The organism is Polyangium sp. 15x6, assembly GCF_029960785.1.
GTDB lineage: Bacteria > Myxococcota_A > Polyangia > Polyangiales > Polyangiaceae > Polyangium.
This window is the reverse complement of record NZ_JASBQE010000144.1, coordinates 1-23450: the sequence shown is the minus strand read 5'-3', so window position 1 is coordinate 23450 and position 23450 is coordinate 1. Positions and strand designations below refer to the sequence as shown.

Below are 23450 nucleotides of genomic sequence, written 5' to 3'. Positions count from 1 at the left end.
CGTCCACGACGCGCCGCCACCGGCGCTCGGTCCTCGTCGTCCTCGTAGCCATGACGAACCTCCTTCGACGACGAGAACTGCACGGAAGAGCGCAGGAGCGGAAGGATGGGGGTTGCCGGACGGGTACGGCTCGATCCGCCACCGCTGCGGACCTTCCTCCCGCCGCCTCGGCCACTTCGTCGGGGAGCCCTCCTTCCGGACGACCTCGGCGAGCACCTCCTCCATAACCTCTTTCGACTCTCCCCCGCGTACGTGCGCGCGGCCGCTCAGGTGGCGGCGCTGGTGCAGGAGATCCAGCAGGATCCCACCCAGGAGCGCCTTACCTGGTTCGTCTACTTCGCCCTGTCCCGCATGTGCGCCAAAAATGGGGACCCTGTGCCGATTGCGTGGATCCGGGCCCGCCTGCCCGATCTCCGTCGGACCGACCTCAACCGCGCCCTCGAGCAGCTCGAGGGCGAAGGGACTATCGCGCTCCGTTCCTTGGAAACCGTCGATGTGGCCGTCGTCGCCGGGGGAATTTCGGATCCCGTTCGAGGCCGGATCACGCACGCCGAGCTCCTTCGAGACCTGTAATTCTCGCCCTCATAAAGGAGAGAGCCAAACCATGGCAGACCCCAGCACCACGGACACGCAGAGCGACGCGGACTTGCCGACCGAGCTTGCCATCGGCACGGACGGCCGAATCTACATCAACGCGGAGAGCCTACCTCCCGAGAAGCGCGAAGGCCGCCCCATGTTCCAGGGGTACGCGATGACGCCCGAGGAGACGCGCCACGCAGTGGAAACGCTCCACAAGCTCGCCTTCAATATCACCGTCGAAGTCTTGCAAGCGACCCGGGAGAGCAGCGGGAAGGAATAACCCGCTGCTCTCCCGGTCCCGCCGCTACGTCGCAGCCTCCCGATACCGCCGCACCAGCTCAGCTCCGACCCGCAGACGGTTCGCCCAGCCGCCGAGCATCGTGCCGAGCGCTGGATTCCCATCCGTCATCATCATCGCCATCGCTTCGAGTTCGTCCGCGACCGTCGCCACGACGCCCTCGATCGGATGCTCGTCCCCCCGCGCCAGGCCGCGGACGAGGAGGTCCGCGAGCGTCGCCCGACGAATGCCATCCGGCGTGTAATTCGTAAGGTCTTCCGCGCTGGGAGCCGAAAGACCCACCGCGGCAAGGCGTGCGTCCTCGCCTTCCGAGGGGTTTCTTTCCGAAGTCAAGCCTTTTTCCCTCATGCCTCCTCGCTTCCAACGGGCGACCGAGGGGGATCCTACGGGCTCGAACGACCATACGGCAATCCCCCGATCGGACATATACCGTCCGATGCGCCAGCCTGTCCCGGGATCTGGGGCTCGCCGGCTCCGTTGCCTTCGTGCTTCGTGGGGAGCGTGAAATTTCCCTTGACGCCCGCGCCGAATCGCAATCAACCCGGGATCCGATGCCTCCGCCTGAGCCCAACGCGTCCCGACGAACCGTGGCTGATCTGCTCCGTTGGTCCTATGCGAACCTCGCCATGGCGCACGCCGCGCTCGTTCAGGGGGCGACCAGCTACGCGCCGCGCCACTACGCGATCCGGTCCAAGGTCAACGCTGGGCTCCGCGACGGCACCATGAGCATCGGACCGCTCGCCGATGACGAGCGCTTGAAGCTCGTTCTACCGATCGCGTGCTGCTACTGCGGAGTTCGCGAGAACCTGACCGTCGATCACTTGGTCGCCACCAGCCGAGGCGGACCCGACGCGGGCGATAACCTCGTCTGGGCTTGCCGCTCGTGCAACAGCGCGAAGGGCGCTCGTGATGCGCTCGCGTGGCTTGAAGGACGGGGGGAGTTTCCGCCCCTGCTCCTCCTTCGCCGCTACCTGAAACTCGCGTTCCAGCTATGCGCGCCGCTGGGAGCCCTCGAGCATTCCCCCGAGGAGGCGCCCCAGCTCCCGATCGACCTTGCGCGAGTTCCGCAGAAGTACCCCGCGCCGAGCCAGCTCCGGCTTTGGGTCACGCCGCTATGAAGGCTCTCGTATGAGATGGGCGATGAACTCACGGGCGGCTTACCAGGGCACGGGTGTAACGGGGAAATGACACTGTTACGGCAATGAAACGCTGACGTGTGATGCAACCGTGACAACCGCCCCACTATCTTCGAGAATCCAGTTGGTATGGGGGTTGCTGTGTCCGCCACCGCGACGCGAGCACGAAAAAAAAGCTCGCCTACGTGGAAGGATAAGGGATTCAGATGAACACACGACGTGCGATGACCACTGGCATGATGGGTTCCATGGCTGCTCTTGGCTGCGTCTTCGCGCTCGGCTGCGTGGCCGATATGGGCGAGGTGGGCGAGGTGCCTGCCGAAGAAGCCGCCCCCTTGCCTCTGATGGAAAGTGAGGCGGCGACGCCCGTGTCGGTGCTGAAGCTGAGGAATGGCAACGAATTGCGGTTTTACAGCGCCCCCAAGGAGGGAACCGCGGTGCTCGAGGTCGGAAACGTCAACAACGGTCCCTCGGTCACGCAGCGCCCCGAGCTACGCGACGCCAGCCCCCAGGAGATCTTCTGGGCCGTCAGCGAGCCGGGCACGCCGGTTCCGGAGGGCCTCACTCGGCAACCGCTGACATCAGCCACTTCCGCAATGCCGCGCGACCGCATGCAAGGGTGGCTGGTCGAGACGATGGGCGCGTCGCTCACGACGCCAGAACAGTGCACCAGCGACGTTCTGTTCGACGAGGCGTACTGCGATGAGCCGGCGCCCTACGACAGCCACAAGTGCTTCTTCAACCGCTCGGGTGACACGATTTGGAACTCCGGACGCGCGAGCTCCTACAAAGTCGGCCTCTGCGTCCAAGAAGGCACCGTGAGCGACCAGCTCACTTACACCGACCACAACCCCTTGGGAGCGTGCGGCTTCGCGTTCCCGGAGGCCATTGCCTGGACATTTACCATCAGCGCTGGGGGATGGATCAACTGGGTTTGGTCGGCTGGCCCCGGCGACTGGTGGCGAACGTATACCCACGCCACCACTCAGGCCAGCGGGGACATCTTCGATCACGGTCAGCGCTGGAACTACGAGCCCAACTGCTTGTAGCATTACCGCGCAGAGGCATGCCTTTGGCGCGTGAGCCGAATCCGCCGAGTGCCTACCAAATCACCTGAGACACGCTCCCGCCCCAAGCCGTAGGCCGCCACCGCGCCCCGGTCCCATCGTCAAAATGCGTGAACTCCGCCCAGGCTTGGCCGTTTGGCGGAAAACCGACCATCCCGCTATCCTGCCGGTTAAACGTCGCACTGAAGCCTGAAGTCCAGAGGCGCAGGACCCGGATCCGCCGCGCGCCCCCCGTGGGCTCCGCGAGCGTGTACTTTCGATGCGCGTTCAACATCGGCAGGAAGAAGACGTTTGCTACGCTCGGGTCGAGGACCGCGTCGGCATCGGGGGCCTTCGCGAAGATCGTATCCTGCGTCCCTGACTTGAACGTGACCGGCCCAGCGAACGTGACCGGCCCCGTGAACGTGTCCCCAGCGAGCGCCGCTTTCGTCTTCCCGAGCTTGTCCACCGCTTGGATCAGCCCGACCAACGCCGAGCGGACGGTTCCCGTCGGGATCGCCCCATGCTCGAAGAAGCCAACCCGCGACGCGCCATCATCGATCGCCCCCGTCCCCGTCGCCGTCCCGCTCGGGAGCCCGAGGACCGCCGCCGCCGTTCCGCTCGCCGAGAGCGAGGAGCTCGCGCCCAACGTCTTCGAGGTGAGCACAAGCCGGGATTCGTCATCGAGGCTCGCGTCCTTGTTCTTGGGTGCGCCCGCCTTGATCTGCTGCACGATGTCCGCTGGCGTCAATGGGGCCGCGAATTGGACCACCTCGGCGGGCCCGGAGTCCTCGCCGAGGAGCAGCGTTTTCCCGTCGAGCAACCCGCCCGGACCGAGCTCGCCGGTAGGGTTCGTCTCCGCGTCATATTGCGTGAACGTGGACAGCCGCTTCGAGCCGAGGAGCGTTGCACGCGTTCCGTTGGCCACGCCGGCCAGCATGGCGCGCGCACGGCTGATCGCATCGAGGAGGTACGCCGTTCGATCCGCGAGGCGGACCAGCCCGAGGCGGTAGAGGGATTCATGATTGACGAGCTCTCCATCGTTCAGCATGCGAACGAAGGCATGGAAGACGAGTGAACCCATGAAATCGTAAGCCATGACCGCCTCCGTCAAATGTCGTAACCGCTGCCGAGCCGGAACGGCATCGACATTTCCCCGAGCATATTCCCAGCACCGATCGGCCAGAATGCGACGCCGCTCCCTTCCGAACCGCCGAGCTTGAATCCGAGCTCGAGCCCGAGGCCGAGGATCGGAGCGTCCCGGAAGCGAAGGATCACATGGACGGGGTAGCCGTGCGCATCCTTCCACTTGAGGATCTGCCGCTTGATGGCGCGGACCTGGTCCACGGTCGCCGAGCTCCCGAGCGTCGGCTCGCCCAAAAGGAACGGCATTCGCAGCGGCTCGATCCCGAGCGTCCCGAAGTCCGGACCGAGCACAACCCAAAACCGCGAATACCAAGACCCTTCCGCGAAGCGCCCTTGCCAGTCCTCGATCACGAGCACATCCGGGGTCCCGAAGGCCCGCAGGCTTTCCTCGATCGCTCCCGCCGTGCCCGCCCTTTGATGCGTCTCCCACGCCCGTTCCAGCCGAGCCAGGTAGGCTTCGTCCGTCTCCCCCTCGAACCGTTCAATATCGAAGCCCTGGCCCTGCCAGCGCAGCGCATCGGGTGGCCCGAGCCCTGGCCAGCGCGCTTTGACGGCCGCCCGGAGCTCGTCCAGCGAGGCGTCCTTCGTCTCGCCGAGCAGTGCCAGGAAGGCTTGCGCGTTCGGGCCGCGGAGCCATTCCGCATCGGTCCACTGTCCCCCGTCGGGGATGTTGCCACGCTGGAGCTCGCGAAACTCGTCCGCCATGGGTCCTCGGTTCGTCAAAGGAGCGTGAGTTGAGGGACGAAGACGATCGCGTCCGTGGCCTTCGGGAGGACATCACGTGCAGGCGACACGAGCCGGACGTCCACTGTCCCGCTGGAGACATCGACGAGCTCTTCGATCAGCCGCGCGCGGTAGAGGATCTCGCCGAGGGGGTAATCGGACTGGAGGGCGACGAGCCGCCCGATCGCTTCCGTGACCGCGTGCGGGTTCGTCGGGTTTCGCAGGCCTGCGACGATCGACACCTCGAGCAGCGTCGCCGAGAAGCACCGCAGCGGCCCGGTCCCCACAGCCTTTAGCCCCGCGAGGTATCCGCGAACGGCTTTCACCTCGGAGGCCGACGCCGGCCCGGCCGGATTGGCAAGGTAGACATCGACGCTCCCCGGCCCGTTCGGGTTATCATCGCGGACGCAAAACCGCGAGACGGAGAGCCCGAAGAGCTCTGCCGCCTTGCGGATCCGGTACCGGACCGCCGCGAGGTTCCCACCGGCCCCGAGGGAACCCCACTTGTCTCGGCACTTCGCGCGGAGGCTCGGATCGCTCTCTTCGTCCGCGCCGGCCCGCGTGATCCACGTGCCCGTGACTGGATCCGCCGGATTGGAGATGCGAACCCCTTGGAGAGGTGTATTCAGGAACGAAATGGTCGACGGGGGGACGTTGTACCGCGCGCCGGGCGCTTCCGCGCGAAACGTGAGCGCGAGGCTTCCGCCTTTCGGCAACGTCCCGCCGTCGATGTTCACGTACCGGAGCGGATCGGCGAGCTCAGGCCCGAACACCGCCGCGAGCTCGCCCGGTTGAATGACGTGCAGCGAGTCGTCGGCAAACTCGGTCAAGACCATCCGCCCCTCGGTCGGAATGGCCTCGCGCCGCAGCTCTTGGAACCACCCGAGCGCGACGAGATCGAGCCACGCGCCGAACGGCCCGTTTTCGTCGTCGCCGAGGTACCCGCCCCGCGTGATCGCGATCCTCGTCGCCTCCCACGCCTCGACCGTTTGCGCCTCGATTTCGAGGAGCACGCGCCCGATCCGCTTCGAGTCCCAGCCACGCGCGCGCAGCCCGAGCCCGTGGGCCTTTTCGAGCAGGTCCTCGAAGATGACGTCCTTCCGGCGAGCCCGGAGCAGCGCCGCGAGCGACGGCGCGCCCATCACGCAGCCTCCCCGAGCGATCGGAACAGGACGCGCCGCGCCTCGCCCGTCTCGACCGTGAGGAGGTAGCTCCCCTCGACCAGGTCGAGCCGCCCGACGATGAAGAGCACGCCGCCCCGCAGCTCCGCGCGCACCGAGGCCCCGACGACGCCTGGCTCCTGCAGCGCCTCGCCTTCGAGGAGCTCGCCGAGGCGATAAAGGTTCGTCGGTGAGGGGTCCGCGTTGATCATGCGAAGGACGTTGACGCCTTCCGCGGGCGACCACGGGAGCGCGCCCGAGCTCATGAGCCATCGACGGGCCACGGCCTCGAGGACGACGCGCGGCCCTTCCACGACCGCCTCGAAATCGATATCGATCGACCCATCCGGGCCGAACGTGCTCATATCGTCGCCGTAGTCGATCGCCATTGGCCTATCCCAGCAGCGAAGCGAGCCCGCTCGTGATCTTCCCATGGATCGGGATCTCTACGACCGACGGGCCGGAGACCTGAACGCCGAGAGTCCCGAGGACGATCGCAACGGCCGAGCCGGGCGGCTTCCATTCGATTGTGCAGAGAGACGCCGGCTCTGTCACGGTCCGAAGGACGAGTGTTCCTGAATCCGTGGAATCGTCGACCCGAGCAACGGCCTTCGATCCGCCGCCGAGGACGATCCGGAGCATGGCCGCATCCGTCTCCCACAGCCCCGCGAAGGGCTTGGCCGGATCCCCCTCGGAAAAACCGACCTTCACGCGCGCGCCCTTCGCCACCTCGACCCGGATCCCCGGCAGACCGAGCCATATCGGGACGCCCGACAAACCAGGCATGTCCGCGCTGTCGAGGCGCAGATCGAGCGTCCCATCGGCCCCTTGCGCCACGACCGTTGCATCATGGCTCGCGAGGTATTGCAGCGGAACCGGGAGCGCTTGCGCCACGATCCGTCGTAGGATCCCCCTCTCGCGTTCAGCACTCATTGTCCTTCCTCGAAGAGGACCTCGGTTCGGAAGGCGCCCGCATCGTCGACCCGGTGAACCACGCGCCCGACGCGCCGCCCATCGAGCAGCATCCCCGGCTCGATGCCCGGAGCCTCCTGCGCGTACACCGCCCGCGCATGCGCGCCGTCCTCCGAGACGCAGAACGGGCGGCCGGGGTAGGGGAGCCAAGCCTCGCGGTCCACGCGAATTGTACCATTCCGCCGAACCCGCCACGAGACGCCCGCCCGTCGACAAACCACGTTGAGGGCCTCCGCGGCCCGCGCACGCGCCCGAACCCACCGCGCGAGGAGCGGCAGCCCGTCGAGCCCTTCGAGTTCGCCCGCCTCCTCGCCGGCCTCGCGGAGGATCGCGGAGACGACGAGCCGAGGCGGAGCCAGTTGGTATTGCTTCGGAGGGAGCTCGCGCCGCAGCCCTCCGCGCCCGCCGACGATGAAGGCCCGCGCGCGCCCCTCGAAGGCCCGGCTTTCGAGCACGGTTCCGGAGAACTCGACCGGCGCGGCATCTTCGACGCCCACAGCGATCACGACCGAGCCCGCGAGGGCTTCGGCCGTGTCGACCTCGACCTCCGCCGTCCAGGCCCCCGCGAGCGGCATTGAGAGCCGGAGCGAGATCACTTCGAGCGCGCCGATCTGAACGAGGCTCATGGCCGGTTCGCTCCCGCCACGGCTTTCGCCGCCGCAGTCGCGAAGAGCGTCCCGACGCCCTTGTGCGCGACCGTGCTCCCCGGCTTTACCTCATGCCATGGCTTGTTTTCGTACGGAACCGCCGTGCTTGGCGTTTGCACGGCATCCGGCTTCTTCGCCGCGACCTCGGGCGGAGGCGGAGGCGCCCATTCCTTGCAATGCCAAACGATCGTGCCGACTTGGAACTCGTCCCAATCGGGCCCCTCGTAAGACTCGATGGAGACCGCGTTGATCTTCGCGAGGCGGCATTTCGGATGCCCGATCTTGTGCGGCCCGCTGCCCGGTTGCAGCCGCTCGACCGCCGCCTCCATGTCGGGCCATAGGGCCTCGGTGAAACGGACCGTGATCGTCACCTCGGCGAGCTCGCGTGCTGCGTTCGTCGTGGTCGGCTTCTGCGCGCCGCCCTTCCGTTTCGTATCGAGCTTTGCTTTCGGCTGGACCTTGAGCGTCGCCGTCCCTTCGCGAGGGTTCGGCGGAAGGTCGCCCGGCCCGAGGGTCACGGTATCCCAGACGTCCGGGTTATCGCTCGGCGCAGGAATCGGCATCAGGCAGCCTCCTCGGCGAGACGTTGGAGCTCGGCCCAGAGCCCGCGCGCGACGGCCTCCCCGTCGCGCTCGGTCGCGCTACCCTGGACGACGATCTGGATCGCGCCTGCCTCGAAATGCATCACCACGCGCTCACCGTCATACAGGGCCGAGCGCCCGGCCTGGACACCAGCAACCGAGGCGATCCCTGCCCCGCCGACGCCGGCCGCCTTCGAGGGGCCCACGATGTTGTCGTTCGCCGCCCGCGTCGCTGCGAACGCCATCGCCTCCGCCGCGCGGACCACACGCCCTGCGCCGCCCGTGATGCCCACCTCGGCGCCGCTGGCCATGTTCCAGCCGATCCCCTCGAAGACGCGCGAGGGGCTCGCGATGCCGAGCGTACTCTTCGCCGTGGAGATGGCTCCGCCGGCCATCGCCTTCACCGCTGACGCGACCGCAAGCGCGCCCGCGCGGATACTACGGACGAATCCATCGACGAGCGAAATCGCGGCAGATTGCCCCGCCCCGTAGAGCCCCTCGCCAGTGAGTACGCCTTCGATCATCTCGTAGACCGTGACGAGCGCGCCATAAATGCCAAAAATCCCCGCGTAGATAGCGCCGGCGAACGAGGCCCACTTCCCCGCGGCAATCCCGATTAACCCGAGCGCTACACCAACCACGCCCGCGATGAGCCCCACGCCCTTGGCAACAAGCTCGATCCACGGCACCTTTTCGATCCCGAGCACCTTCGCCAGCTCGCCGAACGGGCCCGCGCTGAGCGAATCGAGTTTCTCGAAGATGCCGAGCACACCGCCGAACCCGGTCCGGAACCCCGAGACGGCCGCCGAGATGATCGGCTCGGCTTGCTCCATCTTCGCCACCACGCGATCAATGAACTTCCCGGGATCCTGCTCCTCGAAGAGCCCGCCGAACGCGGAGTTGATCACGCGCCCGAGCGCGCCCGTGATCCTTCCCCAGCGCGGCCCCGAGGGATCGAGGCTATCGAGCACGCCCCCCACGAACGCCTTGAAGGACCGCATTCCCGGGGTCACGTCGAGGTCCATGAGCAGATTCCCGGGGATAGCTCGGAGCCGCCCAAGAAGCCCCGTAATATCTTCGAGAGACTTCGCACGCGCCGCGAGCCCCGCCGCCCGTCCGCCCGACAGCTCGTTGATCGCCGCAAGGATCGCCTCGATGGTATCGGCCGCCCCGAGCTTTCCAGCACCTTGCATCCGTTTCACTTCTTCGAGGCTCTTCCCGAGTCTTTCGGCGAGCTTTCCGTACACCTTGTCCGCCGCGAGCCCGGCCTCGGTGAGCATGGCGAGCTCGTCCCCTTGCAGATACCCCTGGGCCTTGATCTTCCCCATCGCGCGGACGATGCCATCAACGTTCGCGCTCGGGTTGACCGTGCCGAGGTCGGCGATCGAGCGGACGATACGATCGACCTGCGTTGTGTTGAATCCCTTTCCGAGCAGATCCACGAATTGGCCGAGGGTCTCCCGACGACCCTGCCCAATGATATCGGCCGTTTGCGTGGCAATCCGCAGTGCCCCATCCGCCGCGCTCTTGCTTTTCAACAGCACCCCGAGCGCCCGCGTCGCGTCCTCCCGAAACGCCGCCGCATCCACGGCCGCCGACCCCAGATCAAACGCCGCCCGCGCCCCCGCCGAGGCGACCTCCGATGCAATCTCAGCGAGCGCCGCCGCTTTCGCGCCGCGCTTGAAGGTCTCCCATCCGCCACCGAAACCATCGTTGGCAGGCTCATCAACGCCGACGCGCGCCCCCTCCTTCATCTTGCGCAGTTGCCTTTCCAGCGTGGCCTCGCGCCGTTCCTGCGCCGGGTTGAACTTCTGAATCGAATCCAGCAAGCGCTTCTCCGTCTTGCTCATCCCCGGAGGAAGCTTCTTGGCCTCCCGCGCCGCCGCCTTGTCAGCATCTTTCTTGGCCTTCGCCGCGCGCTTCGCGCTGGCCTCCTCGGCCTTGCTCCTCGCCTTGCTCGCGGCGGATTGCGCGCGCTCCGCGGAATCCGCGCGCTTCTTCGCCGTCGCCTCCGCTCGCTCCGCAGCCGCTCGCTGCTTTGCGGCTTTCTCGCCGAGGCGTTCCGCTTGCCGCTCCGCGGTGGTTTGCGCCTGCGCCGCCGACGCCGACCGCTTCCGCGCCGCCTCCTCGGCCCGCTCCGCGCTCGCCCGCAGGCGTGCCGCTTTCGCCGCAGCCCGCGCGGCCTCTTGATCCGCCTTGTCTGCCGTGACCCCCGTCTCCCGCAGCCGCGCCGCCCGCGCAGCGGCCTCCGCCGCCTTTTCCGCCGCCTTGTTCGACTGTTCCCGCAGCGCCGCAGCTTGCTTCGCCGTCGCGGCCGCCTTGTCCTCCGCCTCGCGCGTCGCATTCGCCACGCGTTCGGCTGCCTCTCGCGCCTTCCCCTCGGTCTTCGTCGCCGCTTCCCGGACCGCCGCCGCCCGCTTCGCTGCCTCGGTCGCGCGATCCTGCGCGGCCGCAGCAGCCTTTGCCGTGCGTTCGATCTTCTCCGCCGCTCCCGCGTCAACATTGACGGCCCCGAGCTCGCCGAGCGCGCCCGCGAGGCGTTCCACGCCCTGCGCCGCCTTTGCCGCGGGCCGCGCCACATCTTCGCGCAGAGCGACCTTTTCCGAGACCGTCATGGATCAGACCACTTGATGTTCGACTGAAGAAAAGCCGCAATCATGAGCGCCGCGGCGCGCGCCGGCTCGGAGTCCGGATCGGCGCCGCACAGTTCGAGGAGCCCGTCCGCGACCAGGCCCGGATCGGTTCGCGCCTGTCGCAGCAGGCTCAGATCCCCCCCACGCGAAGCTTTGCCCCCGCGCCGGCCAGATCCATCACCACCTCGCCGACGGCACTCGCGAGCCCCGGCGCGCGCTCGAAAACAGCCGCCACCGCTTCACTCGTCGGCCATTCGATCGCGTTGAGCGAGAGCCGATAGAGCCCCTCGAAGACCTTGCCCTGTGCGGTCAGCCGTCGAGCCGCCGTGTATTGCGAGGAGCTCGGGCACTTCAGGAGCCACAGGCCCGTCGCCATCCGCAGCGCCACGCGTTGAGAGGCCCCGCGCGCTTCGGCCGCGAGCTCGGCGCACCTCGCCTCCGCCAGGCCCGCAGCCGCGAGCGTGATCCAGTCATCGGCTCCGAGCTTCCCGAGCGGGATCGTTTGCAGCTCGTCCTCGGGCGCCCCGGCGAGCTCCGCCAGGACAGGCCAGGCGAGTTCAGAGAGCGCCGGAACTTCCTCGAGCACTGTCGAGAGCGTCGCCGCATCCGGCCACGCCACGCAATCGATCAACAGGTTGTGGAGCGCATCCGGGCGCCCGGCAGGCTTCGAGAGCCCATCGAACGCTGCCGCCCACGCCTTCCGCGTCGGAGGCTTCACCACGACGGCCGCACCCTCGCGATCCTCGACCTCGATCAGCCGCAGATCCCCGCCGTGCGTCCGCCGGAGCTCTGCTCGCACCTCTTCCGTCAGTTTGCGCATGGTCCTTCAGCTCCTCGGTTTCTTGAAAGGATCGATCCCGTTCTTGATCACCTTGAGGCAATTCCCTTCGAGCTTCGTCATGGATGGATCCCCGGTCTGCGACGACGTTTCATCCCCGAGCGGCAGCCACGTTTCCACGCGATCGATGATGTCCGGCCGGCCCGGGAGCGAGTAAACGATTTGCAGATCCACCGTCCGATAGATCCAGCCGTCCCCCTGCTTCCCGCGTAGCTCGTCCTCCTCGCCGCGCGAAATCTCCATTTCGCACTTCGGCTCAGCCTTCCGGCCCCCGTGCGCCTTCGGTCCCGGTTGCGTGCCGCCGACCGTACTGGAGGACAGGCCATTTCCATAGGTGATCGAGGAACACGTGGTGAACGTGTGCCGCTTGCCGTTGTGGAGGATCGCCGTGATCGTCAGATCATCATGGGCGAATTCCCCGCGCGGAGTCGTCACGGTATGCCCCATGTCAGCCGCCCTCCTCGTTGTCCGTCAAGAGACCCGGCCCGAGCTCGGCCGAGACCCCGTAGATTTGCCCGCGAGGGACCACGGTCATCGTCGCCCGAAGGAAGTTCGTCTCGAAGACGTTGTCCGTGCGGATGACGCGCGCCCGGACCGCGCTCGCGTGGTCAGGCATCAGCGCGCTTGTCAATGCATTCGTGACCGCTCGATCGATGGCCCCCGCGGTATTCGTTTCGAGCGTGCCATCCTCGTTCAGAGGCGGATCGTTGTTGATTTCGTTATCGAGGATCGGCTGCGCCGCGAGGTAGGCCTCGATCATGACGCGAGTCACGTTGAGATCCCGATAGCGACTGCGCTCGTCCGCCATCGTGAGACCGCGGGCGAAGTACACGTTTCCCCCGCTCGTATCCATGACCGTGAACCGCGCCGCCCGTAGTTTCACCGTCGCAAGCCCCTCGTCCACGGGAAGCGCGTCGACCTCCTTGAGCGGCCCATCGTCGTGGTTGCCGAGGTCCGACGAGAACCGCACCGCCGCCGCCTTGTACGCGGCCGCCCACGACTGCGACCGCAAGAACGCCCCCGGCAGCGTCCCGCCGCGAAGCCACGCGCCGCGAGCGCACACGCACACGCGCCGCGAAACGAAGCCCTCGAAAGCTTCCGCGAGCGCTTCGTCCATCTCGCCGAGGGGCGCGCCGAGGATCGCGACGATCGGCCGCTTGAGCGCTTCGAGCTCGGCGATCTTCGTGTCGAGGGCCTCCGCGAGCGCCCTTGTTTCCGCTGCGTCCGCGAGCTCGCCGACGACATGCAGGATTCGGAAATCCGCCTTCACGTGGACGAGCTTGTCGATCGCCTCGATCACGGCCTCGATCGAAAAGCCCGGCGCGTTGCAAGCGAACGCGTACTCGGTATCCTTGATGAATGCCGCCGCAGGAAACTGGATCGTCACGCCGACGCCCGGGATCCTATGATCCGCCTCACGGCCCTTCGCGGCCGCCTTCGGAAGGCCGAGCAGCTCGAGCGCGCTCCCGCCGAGGATTGCCAGGGAAGAACCCTCGCCGAGCGTCTTGCTCGCAAGCCGCAGCTTGGAAGCCGGAGCCACAAGCGACGCCGCGACGTTGTTGACCTTCCCGAATGCCGAGACGACCGCTGCGAGATCGGCGGGCGGATCCTTGAACTCGACGGTTTGAGCCTCGCTCGTGTCTTCCTGCAAATCGAGCGTCGCCCCGTCGAGGTCCCCCGCCTCGCCTTGCTTCAGCCCGACCACCAGGCCGAGCGCGCCGAGCGCGGAGCCGCCGAGGAGCTCGATCGTCGCCGCCTTCCCGATGGCCTTCGAGGTCCACACGAGCCGCGCGGCCACGTCGAGCGAGAACACGCTCGCGGCGAAAGCGTTCGACAACTGCGCGAGCAGCGCGGCGCCGTTCTTCGGCGCTTCGAGCACACACGACACCTCGGCGCCGTTGATCTTCGCCTCGATGCCCTTCGCATCGAGCAAGCCCCCCGGCCCGTACAGGCCCGAGGCCCCGAGGTCCTTGTCGCCGCGGATGAGGGCAGGTTTTGCATACGTGAGCCGGGTCAGATCCCGCGTCCCGGTCACCTCCGCCGCCTTCCGCGAGGGAATCACGAGCTCGGTCCCGAACCGCGGAACCACGTGCGCCCCCGCCGCCGTCCCCGAGATGGACACGCGAAATCGCCCAACGCCTTGCGGCCCGCTCTTTGTAATGCGCACACGCACGGCCGCTGCATCCATAGGAGCACCCGAGAGCAGGAGCGCCGGCCCTGGCCCGGATTGCGTGAGCGGCCCGAGCGCGCCCGGAATGCTCGCCTCGATCGGAACCGCGAGCGTGCGTTGCTTCGAGACGCGGACCGCTTGCGCCGTGGCTTCCGCGAGTGGTCCCTCGCCGAGCACTTTCGCGACGGGGGAGGGGACATCAAAGGCATAAACGGTATTCTTCGAGCCGGCCGAGCAGACGCCCACTTTCGCGACCACCCGCGCAGCGGATGCCGGCTCGCCCGCCGGCCCATATTCGGTGAAGTTGATTTCGGCGCTTGGCATCAGAACCCCTCGCGTTTCGAACCATCGGGCGCAGCCGTCTCCCCCTCGGCCGAGGCTTTCAGGATCAGCGCATGCCGCAGATCGACATCCACCACGGGTAGGCGGATCGACATCGGAACGACCACCTTGACCCCCGCCGAACCTGCGCGCCCCGCGCCCGCGATCCACTGCACGCGCCCATAACCGCGCGCTCGCCGGCTTACCCCGAGCTCACGCACCGATTGCAGGAGGCGGAGGTAAACGCCTTCGGCCTCCGCGGGCGAGCTCCCCCAGACCGTGAACGTCGCTTCAATCACACGATCCTCGCAGACGTGTTTCCCCGCGCCGCCTTGCTGCGCCGGAGGTTCGAGGTCCTCGTGTTCAGGCACCGAGACGATCAGCCGCGCGGGCGAGGCGAGCGCACGCCCCTCGTCCTTCCCGATCGCGAGCTCGAGGCCCTGCACGTTCATTTTCTCATGCAGCTCCTTGGCGAACCGCCCGAGGCTCGTTTCATCCCAGCCGCCCATCACTCCCCCTTGACCGCGCGCCGCACCGCGGCGGAAAACGCGACACCGGCGCTCGCGCGGATGCGTGTAATCCACCCCGGAGGGGGTTGCCCATCGGGAACGAGCGGCCGTTCGGGATTATGGACGACCCCATGCTGGAGCGTCCCCCGTTGCGCGAAATTTGCGGTCCAGTGATTCACCCGCACCTCGACGGCGCACTCGAAAGGGTTCGGCGGGAGCGGACGATACTCGACGTGTGCCGCGAGGGGTTGCAGCGCGAGCGCGCCATCCGCCGCGCGCTTCGGCCAGGCGTCCCCATCGGGCGAGCGCCCGGACTCGATGCCATCGCGCACGAGTTCGATGGCCTCCTTCCCGAGGGTCTTCTGCAGCTCCGTTTGATGGGAGCCATTCGATAGACCTCGAAGCCCCTTCGCCATTTCGAGCAGCCCACGCCCCGCGACCCGTGACAGCTTCATGGCCGCCGCCCTCCTCGCCATCCCCGTTCCCAGCCGCGCAGCTCCGCCGCGCGCACCCGCGGGCCGAGCCGCTTCCCACCCGTGCCCGATTGCCCCACCACGCCCGGGAGCTTTTTCCCGCCGTCGAGCCCTTCGAGCCAGTGGATCTGGTCGAGGTACCTTTGCCGTAGGTTCTTTGAATCGTCGTGCTCGGGATCGAACCCAGAGGCGGACATGAGCATGTAGGCCGCGATCGCCGCCGTTGCCTCGACGATCGCCCCCGTGAAGACCGCAAGCGGCGGGTTGAGATCCGCAAGGTACGTGTCGACCTTCCGCGAAGCCGCCTCGAGCCCTTCGAGTTGATCCGGGACGGGTACGCGAGCCAGCGCCTCCTTGTTGACGCCGAGCGCGTACAGTTGCGCGAGCGTGGCGTACGCGTTCACGGCTCCTCGCCGCCCTCCTTCGGCGCCTTGCCCTTCGCCTCGGTCGGCTCCTTCCCCGACGCCTTCCCGCGCGCCTCGCGCCCATGCTCGACGCCTGGCAGCTCCCGCACCGTGATCCGCTTGCCCGGATCACGCTTCAGCATTTCGATTTGCTCGCGCGTCAACGCATCATCCGGCAGCTCGGTCGCCCCGGCCTTCCAGCAGAGCCCGATCCGGACCTTCTTCCCGTCGCGCTCCTCCTCGCGCCACCCGCAGCGGTAGGAGTCATATCCGGGAGGCGGAACACACGTAACGATGATCATCGTCCTTCCCTCCGGCCCTACGGGCGACACTTCGCGATGCTCTGCCAGACGGCCGGCGCAGCGTTGCCCCGGCAGTCGACTCCCGCGAGATATTGGTTATTGACGAACGCGTATTCGCTCCCGTTCATGAGCGCCTGAAACCGCGGCTTCTGCCGTTCCTGCCAGATGATCGGCCGCATCAACTGATTCTTGAGCATGGCGAGAAACCAAACCCCGGGGGAATCGCTCAGCTCATCGATCACGAGCACCTCGGCCGTCCCCTGATTGATGTTGTCCTCTTGCGCGCCGCCGCGGGCGATCGTCTCGGCCTCGACGATCCGCTTCGCCGCGCCTTCCTTCTGCGGGCTCACGATCAGGGTATCCGGCTTGATCCCGATCCGCCGGCCGTTCACGTCGACGAGCGAGCGCATGTTCGCGCGGACGAGCTCGTAATTCTCCGGAGTCAGAGCCATCCCCGAGGGGTAATAATTGGCCTGGACGGGCGAATCGGGATCGTCTTGATCGACCGGATGCACCTCGGAAAAGACCGGCTGGCCATCGTAGACGACGAGGGAGACCGGCCCGACGAGAGGATCGAGGTAGCTCGTCTGCTCCCCGTAGAGGAGGATCGGCGCAATGCAGTCGTCGGGATGCTTCGCGGCTTGCTGCCCGAGCAGGCTCGCATAGTCGCCATACATCCCGTATTTGTCGTCTTCGATTTTCTCCCGCTCGACGCCAAGGGTCTTCTCGAAGGGCTTATTTTTGATCGTGAAGCTTCGCGATCGTAGGTTTTCGACCACGCGAGGGCCGACCCAATGACGGAGGCCCGGGATCGCGGTCAGCCAGGAGTAGGTCTCTTCCTCGCCCGTGCTCGGGAGCGTGCGGGCGACCTTCGAGCCCCAGGGCTCCGCCATGCCCATCCCGCTCTTGAAGAGGACTTGGAAGCCCTTGAACATCGCCCGCAGGCTCGAACGCGTGATGATCATCGAACGCCCTTCCTTGCGTCACCGCGGACCGATGGAGACCGCCACGCGGCCCCCGTCGAGCCCCATCATCTTCCCCGCCACCGAGCGTTTCCCCCCGCCGCTCGTCCTCGCGACGCGGCCCCCGTTCACGAAAAACACGTCCTTCAGGAAATCGGCCATGGTGACCGCGTCGGCCCCGCTCGAATTCTGGAGGAGGAACGTCCCCGGCTCGCAGTTGATCCGCTCGGCGCCGTCCTGGCCCGCGCTGTTGTCCTTCGTCTCGCAGGCCCGCCCGACGGGCCGGAGATCCGCCGCCTCGGTCGCCTCAAGCGCGTAGCCCGACGCATCCACGCAGACGATATTGCCTTCCTCGATCACCGCCCCGGCCTTCATGCCGGGCGCGAGCCTCTCGACGCAGACGCCGATCCCGTATCGCTTCACGTCGCGAACCATCGCTCAGCCCCCTCCTTCAATCGTCGCCCTCGTCCATCGCGGCGGGATCGATTCGCAGCGTTTTCGCCACCTGGAGATCAAACTCGCCATTCCGACGCGTACGCGCCGCCAGGGACGCTTGCTGATACCGCGTCGCCGGAGGCGAAGGCTTCGCCGCGGGGTTCTTCGGTGGATCGCCCTTCGGATCCCCTTTCGGCTTGTCCCGCTCGCCTTCCTCGCCCGAGCTCCCGACGAGCTCCCGCAGCGCGTCGAGGTCCTTTCGGCCCAGCTTGATGAACGCCGCGCGCCCCGCCTCGGGAATGAGCTTCGCCGCGACACCTCGCTCCACGAGCCCCCGGATCTCCTCCCCCACGGCCGCCGCGCGTGCCGCTTGCAGCTCCTCGGCCGCCGCCGCGAGCGCCTCGCGCGTCGTCGCCTTACCGGTGAGCGTGCGAATTTGTGCGAGGGCCTCCGCCGCGTCGCTGTCCTTCAGCGCATCGTCCCCCTCGTCGCCGCCCTCGTCGGCCATGTGATCGTCAAATGCCTTGATCACGTCGTCCTCGGTCGCCGTGTCGGGATCGAGCCCGAGTGTCGAGGCGATATGCGCGAGCGCACCTTCCAGCATGCCTTTTGCTCCCTGCGAAGCCGCCATCAGCGGCGGAAGCCCGTGCGAAGCGGGCAGGTTCGTCAGCGCGACGTTGATCAGCCGCGTGATCCGGTTGCTATCGAGCTCGTAATCGACCGCGGGCGAGATGTAGCGATACTTCCGCGCCCGAACCTTCTCCGCGGCCTCCTCGGTCCAGCGGACATCGACGGCCCAGAGTGTGCCCTCGCGGACCTCGGGCCGGAACCACGCCGCCGCCTCGCCCGCGCCCTTCGAGAAGCCGTAGAGGGATGCATGGTCGTAGTCGAAGAAGAGCTCGGCGCCGTGCGCCTCGAAGTCGGCGAGCACGCGGCGCGCCGCTTCCTCATCGAAGAGAAGGAGGCCCTTGTAGGACTTATTCACGCCCGCGCGGAAGAGGAGTACCTCGCCGGGGGGATCACCGGAGAGGTCGACGAGGCGGAGGGAAGCGCGGGCCGTGCGGGGCATGGTTACGCAGTCAAGGAGACGCCAACCATTGCGAGAAATCAGCCCAACATGGTTCTTTTGTGGCGCATTGGCGCCGGTTGCCACCCGAGTTTCGGGTGTGCTACGCTACCGACGGCGGCATCCACGTCCCGCATCGAAGGAGCTGCCTCCGACCATGACCGAGAACAGCATGAACCTCCCCGCCCTACCCGCAGAGCGCCAGGACCTTCTGAACATGGTCGAAGAACTCAAGGAGGGGCTTATCAGGGAGGCGACTGGCGGCGGAATGGTGGATGCTAGGTATGTCGCGATCCGGAAAACTGTTCTCGGTGTTCCTGGTATCGCCAAGTACGTTCCTCAATTCCTGAGGGATTGTCGCTCCACCAGCGACTTCTGGCAATTTATCAAGGGTGAGTACGGCTCTTATGCGGAGCGGCGCCGATATCTCGCGGCGCAGCTAAATCCGTTGCTAAATGCTTTAGAAGAAATCGATGTCATCGCTAGCGATCAATTTGAGCTAGGAGACCAAATCGGTCAGGGGGGCTTCGGCACCGTGTACCGCGCCAGGCATAGGCTGTTGGGCATAGATTTTGCCGTCAAGCTACTGGCACCGGCATTTGACGACGGTTCGCCAGTACACATGGACAGATTCTTTCGAGAGGCACGCGTACTATTTGCGCTGCATCACCCGAACATCATCCGCGTGTATGATGTTGGATTGTACGGTAAACGGCCATTTATAAAAATGGAACTATTCGACGGCATGAATCTGAATACCAGGCTGCGCCGGCATGGTGCGTCGACCCCGGCCAAGGCGACTCTACTTGTGCGCAAGATCCTTGAGGGGCTTGTGCATGCGCATGAGGACGCTGGTGTAGTTCATAGGGATCTGAACCCATCAAACATCATGGTCGCACCTGGTGACCGAGCGCGCATCGTCGATTTCGGACTCGGGCTATTCATCGAGCACGACCTCGTTTCTAGACTTACAAGAACGGGCGAGTCTGTGGTCGGGGGACACTGGACGGCACCAGAGCTTGTCACCCAACCAAAGCTTATCGATCAGCGATCTGACCTTTACTCTGTTGCTGCCATCTGGTTCACGACTCTCACGAACCGGGCCCCAGCAGGAACGGACATAAAGAAGCAGTTGGAGATGGTTTCGGGGATTCATCCGGCCTGTGTCGAAGCCGTCCTGCTAGGATTGCGGCGGATGGAGGACCGGTATCAATCAGCCAGGGAAATGTTGTCAGCCGTTGAGGCAATCCCGTAATGGCTAGTCCTTGCGCAGCGGCACTCCAGATCCCCGCGCCAACTCCTCTAGATCGACCTTCCCCGCCATCTTCCCCCCCTCGAGCACCGTCACCGCCTCCGCGAACCTCCCCAGCACCTCGGCCCGGAGCCTCGCCGCCTCCGCCTCCGCGGCCGCCTCTGCCTTCTTCGCCTCCGCGACCGCGCGCCGCGCTTCCGCCTCCGCCTTCGCCACGTCCGCCCGCCGCCGCGCCTCGAGCACCTCGGCCTCGGCTTGAGCCTCCCGCTCCTCAGGCGTCCGCGTGTCCCACTTCGGCCAGGGCGCGAGCCGCTCGTCCCCGAAGTTGAACAGCGCCCACGGCCGCAGCACCTCGAAGTGCCCCGTGGTCGCGAGCCCCTCGGTATCCGCGCGCTTCCCCTCGTGCCGTACCGCGTTGTGCACCTTCCCGAGCGCATGCGACCCGATCGGCGCCGGCTCCATGGTGAGCGTCTGCCGGAGGATCGCCATCGCCGCCGCGCTGTCGCAGTACCGGATCCCGCGCTCGAAGACCTCGACCGCGCTCGCGCCGTCCGCTTGAACGAGCTCGTAACCCCAGCCCGCCGCCGCCTTCCCCTCGCTGTCGATGTCCACCGGAAGCATGATCACGGGCGACTTGCCTGCGTTCACGAGCGCGTCCTGGTACGCGTCCCGCTCCCGCGCCGTCTCGTCGCTCTCATCGAGGGCCGCGGGATACTTCCCGACCCGCGTGGGATGCCCGTAGACCTCGGAGTAATGCGCCCAATCCGTGAACATCTGTTGTTTCGCGAGGTAGTACATGGCCACCCGCCGAACGGCGCCATTCATCCAGGGGGTTTGGCTTCCCGAAGCGAAAACGGCCCACTTGTACGGGTCCGCAGCGAGGCCGATCTGCGCCGTCGGAGTTCCGACCTTGTAGGTGATCTCGTGCCCATCGAACCACAGATCGCGCGGATGCCAGACCTCGAGCAGCGGCAGCCATTGCCCCCGCTCCTCGGTCCAATTCAGTTGCACGACCGCGACGCCGAGCATGATCAGCCACTTCAGCACGTCCCGCAGAACGGGCTCCGGACAGAAGCGCCACCAGACTTCGGCCGCCTTTCGTTGCGCGAGCTCGGCCGCCGCCGCGTCGCCCGTCTCGGTGGAGACCTCGAACGAGAGCGGCAGCGCAAGCAGCCCGTCGATCCGTTGCTGGAGAGCGCCATCCAGGCGCTCGTCCGTCAAGAGCGCTTCGGCGAGGTCCGCCGACTCGCGGAAATCCCCCGCTTCATGCCGTTCGAGCGCCTGCCGCACGCGCTCGTTATCCCAGCCCATCAACGGCGCGAAAATGTGCTGCGCATACCGAACGCGAGGGGCGCGATTCATCGGGTATACCTCGTCAGCTTTACCGGCCGCTTGTTCGCCGCGGAGAACGAGCCCGCGATCCGCCCCGCGGGCGAGGAAAGCAGATCGTGCGCGGCCGCGCCGGCGTCGACCTGGTCGTCCTCGTCGTCGTCCTGCCCCGTGAAGCGGAGATGCTCCGCCAGGAAGACATTCACCCACGAATCTGGGCCCACGTCCTCGGGGAGGAGCACGCGCCCGTCGTTCCAGGATGCCGCGTACGGTTGCGCCCGCGTGAACTTGTCCGCCTTCACGCGGCGCGCCTCGACCGTGAAGCCTCGATCCGACATGAAGGGAACGATCATCTTTTCAAACACCGTGACGTAGCCCATCGCCTTGCATCCCCCGTGCGTCCGTTGCAGCCGCGCGCCCTCGGCCGCGAACTCGGGAGCGAGAACCTGCTTCCGCAGGCAGTCGAGGACGTAGTACACGCGCCGCCCCCGCTCGGGTTCGTGCGAGCGCATGACCACCGCCGACGAGTAATCCGCATGCTTCCGCGCGGTATACGCGAAATCTACGCCGATCCCGTCGCGATACTCCCGCACCTCGCCGAGGGCCTCGGGCGTGTAGAGGGCCGGCTCCGCGTTGAACACGGCGCCGCCCCGCGGCCTCGGGACGCCTTGATAAAGCGAGGCCCACGTGTACTCCCCGACCTCGCGCCGCCGTTGTTGCAGCTCCTCGGCGGGCCAGCGCTCAGGCCAGAGCGCGCGCCCGTCTTCGGAGAGCGCCGGGAGGCGGAGGTATTGCCAGCCCTGGGAGATCAGCCGTCCGGAGAGGTCCTCGGGATGCCACCGCGTGGCAAGGACGATCGCGCTCCCGCCCGGCTCGACGCGGTTGATCGTCGAGCCCTGCCAGAGGTCCCAGATCCGCGCGCGGTACGTCGGGCTTTCGGCCTGGATTCGGTTCTTGAAAGGGTCGTCTACGAAGAGGACGCGGAACCCCTTGCCCGTCAGCGAGCCATTCAGCGCAGTAAACACCGCCCGCCCACCCTCGCGCGTGCGCCACTCGCCGACGCCCTTCGCCCCCGCATCGAGCACGACGCCCGCCGCTCGGGCAATGCCTCGCGCGTCGCGGCTCTTGCTGTTGGCCAGCTCGATCCCGTACGTGGCGTACGCAATCGCGAGGTCCGGATCCTTCCGAAGATACCACGCAATCGCATGGAGCACGGTATCCGTCTTCCCGTGCCGCGGAGGCGCGTGGACCACCGCGCGGACAGGCTCGCGGCGCGCGCGCTCGAGCAGCTCGACCAGGGGGGCGAGATGATCGGGCCGCGAATACCCCGGCGTTATCGCCGGAACGAACTCCGCCAGGCCATCGGAAGGCGACGCAGCGATCCGCGCCCGCTGCGCCACCATCCAGACGCCGGCCCGCGTATCAGGTAGCGCCCCCTTTGGGCCCATCGTCTTTGCCTCCCGCTTCGGCCTCGAGCTCGCCGAGGAGCTGCCGCAGCGCCTCGATTTGCGCCGGCCGTTCCGTCTGCCCCGTCGCCCACCAGATTTCCAGCTCCCGACACGCGGCGCGGTCCTTCCAGTTGCTCTTGACCGCGGCATCCCACGCGGGCCGGAGCGCGCGCGGAAGGCCGGGCGGACGCTCGCCATCGAGCTTCACCTGCGCCTCGATCTGCGCGTGCTTCCGGCCCCAGCGCTCGGGATACCGCGCCCGGAGCAAATCGAGCGCGAGGCGAGGATCCTCCTCCGCGCCCTGCGTCGCGATGAGCGCGAGCCGCGCCTCCCCCTTCGCCTCCGCGGCCCGGAGCTTCGAATCGAATTCGGGATCCTGATTCCGCCAGGCCCGAAGCGTGCGCGGGGAGATGCCCACGAGCTTGCAGACGGTCGGTCGATGCAGTTGACCGAGCCGGAGCGCATCGAGGATCTGTTTCTCGACCTCCGGTGTACGCAGCGAGGGGCGACCGGACATGGCTACTCCAGGAGCGCGCGGAAATCGTCGAATTCGTCCCGAGGTCTCGGCCCGCCGCTCCCGCCGCCCTCGAAGCGTCCGGGTTCGGGCGCCGTGGCCGTGCGCGAGGAGAGGCGACCCTCGCGAATGGCGATGGCATCGAGGAGCCGATGCACGTCGCGGAGGATCACGCTTGTTTCGGGGAAGACGATCCGCCGCTCCCGCTCGATGCGCACGGCCTCCTTGAGCCGGCGTTTCTCGACGCGGAGGAGCCAGCGGAGGGTCTTGACGTCGGCATCGAGCCGAGGCGGATCCGGGTTCGGGGCCGGGCGTCCTTCGGCGGAGGCGCGCTCGGCCTCCTCGGGGGTCAACGGTTGAGCGCAATCCCGCGGCCTTTCGTAAGTCCTCGCCCACCACCGTCTGGACGACCATCCGCGCCCATGGCAGGCGCCACGTGCGCGGCACGCGCATGCTCGCCGCGCCGGCGTGCGCTCGGCGGGTTCGTCGCAGCCGCACAATAACCG

At 67.0% G+C, this 23450-nt stretch carries 28 protein-coding genes; 5 read left to right on the top strand and 23 right to left on the bottom strand.

Annotated elements, in window-relative coordinates:
- The first annotated feature begins 105 nt into the window (after positions 1–105).
- Together QHF83_RS49065 and QHF83_RS49060 are read left to right on the top strand one after the other, a co-directional pair.
- Positions 106–573 carry a hypothetical protein gene (locus tag QHF83_RS49065; RefSeq protein ID WP_282425078.1) on the top strand — a complete coding sequence of 156 codons (468 nt, stop codon included), beginning with the start codon at positions 106–108 and terminating at the stop codon, positions 571–573.
- Positions 574–604: 31 nt separating this feature from the next.
- Positions 605–859 (top strand): hypothetical protein, encoded by a 255-nt coding sequence (locus tag QHF83_RS49060; protein ID WP_282425077.1) that lies wholly within the window; start codon positions 605–607, stop codon positions 857–859.
- Between the two features lie 24 nt (positions 860–883).
- Here QHF83_RS49060 and QHF83_RS49055 read toward each other — a convergent pair whose 3' ends face one another.
- Positions 884–1210 (bottom strand): hypothetical protein, encoded by a 327-nt coding sequence (locus QHF83_RS49055; protein ID WP_282425076.1) that lies wholly within the window; start codon positions 1208–1210, stop codon positions 884–886.
- Between the two features lie 254 nt (positions 1211–1464).
- Here QHF83_RS49055 and QHF83_RS49050 point away from each other — a divergent pair, with 254 nt between their 5' ends.
- On the top strand, positions 1465–1995 hold the full coding sequence (locus QHF83_RS49050; RefSeq protein WP_282425075.1) for an HNH endonuclease: 531 nt from the start codon (positions 1465–1467) through the stop codon (positions 1993–1995).
- A 224-nt stretch (positions 1996–2219) separates the two neighbouring features.
- The gene (locus QHF83_RS49045) at positions 2220–3062 is read left to right on the top strand and encodes a hypothetical protein (protein WP_282425074.1); all 843 of its coding nucleotides are present in this window, start codon (positions 2220–2222) and stop codon (positions 3060–3062) included.
- A gap of 52 nt (positions 3063–3114) precedes the next feature.
- Here the strand turns inward: QHF83_RS49045 and QHF83_RS49040 are convergent, their stop codons facing one another.
- The 18 genes from QHF83_RS49040 to QHF83_RS48955 form a co-directional block, all read right to left on the bottom strand.
- Positions 3115–4158 carry a hypothetical protein gene (locus QHF83_RS49040; RefSeq protein ID WP_282425073.1) on the bottom strand — a complete coding sequence of 348 codons (1044 nt, stop codon included), beginning with the start codon at positions 4156–4158 and terminating at the stop codon, positions 3115–3117.
- A gap of 11 nt (positions 4159–4169) precedes the next feature.
- On the bottom strand, positions 4170–4910 hold the full coding sequence (locus QHF83_RS49035; protein WP_282425072.1) for a phage tail protein: 741 nt from the start codon (positions 4908–4910) through the stop codon (positions 4170–4172).
- A gap of 14 nt (positions 4911–4924) precedes the next feature.
- On the bottom strand, positions 4925–6070 hold the full coding sequence (locus QHF83_RS49030; protein ID WP_282425071.1) for a baseplate J/gp47 family protein: 1146 nt from the start codon (positions 6068–6070) through the stop codon (positions 4925–4927).
- Positions 6070–6477 (bottom strand): hypothetical protein, encoded by a 408-nt coding sequence (locus QHF83_RS49025; protein WP_282425070.1) that lies wholly within the window; start codon positions 6475–6477, stop codon positions 6070–6072. The genes QHF83_RS49030 and QHF83_RS49025 overlap by 1 nt, the downstream gene beginning before the upstream one ends.
- 4 nt (positions 6478–6481) lie before the next feature.
- Positions 6482–6982 (bottom strand): hypothetical protein, encoded by a 501-nt coding sequence (locus tag QHF83_RS49020; RefSeq protein WP_282425069.1) that lies wholly within the window; start codon positions 6980–6982, stop codon positions 6482–6484.
- A 35-nt stretch (positions 6983–7017) separates the two neighbouring features.
- Positions 7018–7686 (bottom strand): hypothetical protein, encoded by a 669-nt coding sequence (locus tag QHF83_RS49015; RefSeq protein ID WP_282425068.1) that lies wholly within the window; start codon positions 7684–7686, stop codon positions 7018–7020.
- Positions 7683–8270, bottom strand: coding sequence for a hypothetical protein (locus QHF83_RS49010; protein WP_282425067.1), 588 nt, complete (start codon positions 8268–8270; stop codon positions 7683–7685). The genes QHF83_RS49015 and QHF83_RS49010 overlap by 4 nt, the downstream gene beginning before the upstream one ends.
- Positions 8270–10903 carry a tape measure protein gene (locus tag QHF83_RS49005; RefSeq protein ID WP_282425066.1) on the bottom strand — a complete coding sequence of 878 codons (2634 nt, stop codon included), beginning with the start codon at positions 10901–10903 and terminating at the stop codon, positions 8270–8272. Before QHF83_RS49005 ends, QHF83_RS49010 begins: the two co-directional genes overlap by 1 nt.
- Before the next feature lie 148 nt (positions 10904–11051).
- The gene (locus tag QHF83_RS49000) at positions 11052–11741 is read right to left on the bottom strand and encodes a hypothetical protein (protein WP_282425065.1); all 690 of its coding nucleotides are present in this window, start codon (positions 11739–11741) and stop codon (positions 11052–11054) included.
- A 6-nt stretch (positions 11742–11747) separates the two neighbouring features.
- Entirely contained in the window at positions 11748–12194 is a 447-nt protein-coding gene (locus QHF83_RS48995) for a hypothetical protein (RefSeq protein ID WP_282425064.1), read from the bottom strand.
- A gap of 13 nt (positions 12195–12207) precedes the next feature.
- Positions 12208–14253 carry a DUF2586 family protein gene (locus QHF83_RS48990; protein ID WP_282425063.1) on the bottom strand — a complete coding sequence of 682 codons (2046 nt, stop codon included), beginning with the start codon at positions 14251–14253 and terminating at the stop codon, positions 12208–12210.
- Positions 14253–14759, bottom strand: coding sequence for a hypothetical protein (locus QHF83_RS48985; protein WP_282425062.1), 507 nt, complete (start codon positions 14757–14759; stop codon positions 14253–14255). Before QHF83_RS48985 ends, QHF83_RS48990 begins: the two co-directional genes overlap by 1 nt.
- Positions 14759–15214, bottom strand: a complete 456-nt coding sequence (locus tag QHF83_RS48980; RefSeq protein WP_282425061.1) for a hypothetical protein — start codon at positions 15212–15214, stop codon at positions 14759–14761. The genes QHF83_RS48985 and QHF83_RS48980 overlap by 1 nt, the downstream gene beginning before the upstream one ends.
- Complete coding sequence (locus QHF83_RS48975) at positions 15211–15636, bottom strand: phage protein Gp36 family protein (protein ID WP_282425060.1); 426 nt, start codon at positions 15634–15636, stop codon at positions 15211–15213. The genes QHF83_RS48980 and QHF83_RS48975 overlap by 4 nt, the downstream gene beginning before the upstream one ends.
- Complete coding sequence (locus QHF83_RS48970; RefSeq protein ID WP_282425059.1) at positions 15633–15938, bottom strand: hypothetical protein; 306 nt, start codon at positions 15936–15938, stop codon at positions 15633–15635. The genes QHF83_RS48975 and QHF83_RS48970 overlap by 4 nt, the downstream gene beginning before the upstream one ends.
- A 17-nt stretch (positions 15939–15955) precedes the next feature.
- Positions 15956–16903 carry a Mu-like prophage major head subunit gpT family protein gene (locus QHF83_RS48965; protein WP_282425058.1) on the bottom strand — a complete coding sequence of 316 codons (948 nt, stop codon included), beginning with the start codon at positions 16901–16903 and terminating at the stop codon, positions 15956–15958.
- A gap of 18 nt (positions 16904–16921) precedes the next feature.
- On the bottom strand, positions 16922–17335 hold the full coding sequence (locus QHF83_RS48960) for a hypothetical protein (protein WP_282425057.1): 414 nt from the start codon (positions 17333–17335) through the stop codon (positions 16922–16924).
- Positions 17336–17351: 16 nt separating this feature from the next.
- Positions 17352–18404 (bottom strand): phage protease, encoded by a 1053-nt coding sequence (locus tag QHF83_RS48955; protein ID WP_282425056.1) that lies wholly within the window; start codon positions 18402–18404, stop codon positions 17352–17354.
- 154 nt (positions 18405–18558) lie between these two features.
- On the opposite strand from QHF83_RS48955, the gene QHF83_RS48950 reads away from it, so the two are divergent.
- Positions 18559–19656 carry a serine/threonine-protein kinase gene (locus QHF83_RS48950; RefSeq protein WP_282425055.1) on the top strand — a complete coding sequence of 366 codons (1098 nt, stop codon included), beginning with the start codon at positions 18559–18561 and terminating at the stop codon, positions 19654–19656.
- Between the two features lie 3 nt (positions 19657–19659).
- Here QHF83_RS48950 and QHF83_RS48945 read toward each other — a convergent pair whose 3' ends face one another.
- The 4 genes from QHF83_RS48945 to QHF83_RS48930 are packed head-to-tail and all read right to left on the bottom strand — an operon-like array spanning position 19660 to position 23297.
- The gene (locus tag QHF83_RS48945) at positions 19660–21015 is read right to left on the bottom strand and encodes a DUF935 family protein (RefSeq protein WP_282425054.1); all 1356 of its coding nucleotides are present in this window, start codon (positions 21013–21015) and stop codon (positions 19660–19662) included.
- Positions 21012–22430, bottom strand: coding sequence for a terminase family protein (locus QHF83_RS48940; RefSeq protein ID WP_282425053.1), 1419 nt, complete (start codon positions 22428–22430; stop codon positions 21012–21014). The genes QHF83_RS48945 and QHF83_RS48940 overlap by 4 nt, the downstream gene beginning before the upstream one ends.
- The gene (locus QHF83_RS48935) at positions 22405–22947 is read right to left on the bottom strand and encodes a hypothetical protein (protein ID WP_282425052.1); all 543 of its coding nucleotides are present in this window, start codon (positions 22945–22947) and stop codon (positions 22405–22407) included. The genes QHF83_RS48940 and QHF83_RS48935 overlap by 26 nt, the downstream gene beginning before the upstream one ends.
- Before the next feature lie 2 nt (positions 22948–22949).
- Positions 22950–23297, bottom strand: coding sequence for a hypothetical protein (locus QHF83_RS48930; protein ID WP_282425051.1), 348 nt, complete (start codon positions 23295–23297; stop codon positions 22950–22952).
- Between the last annotated feature and the right edge of the window lie 153 nt (positions 23298–23450).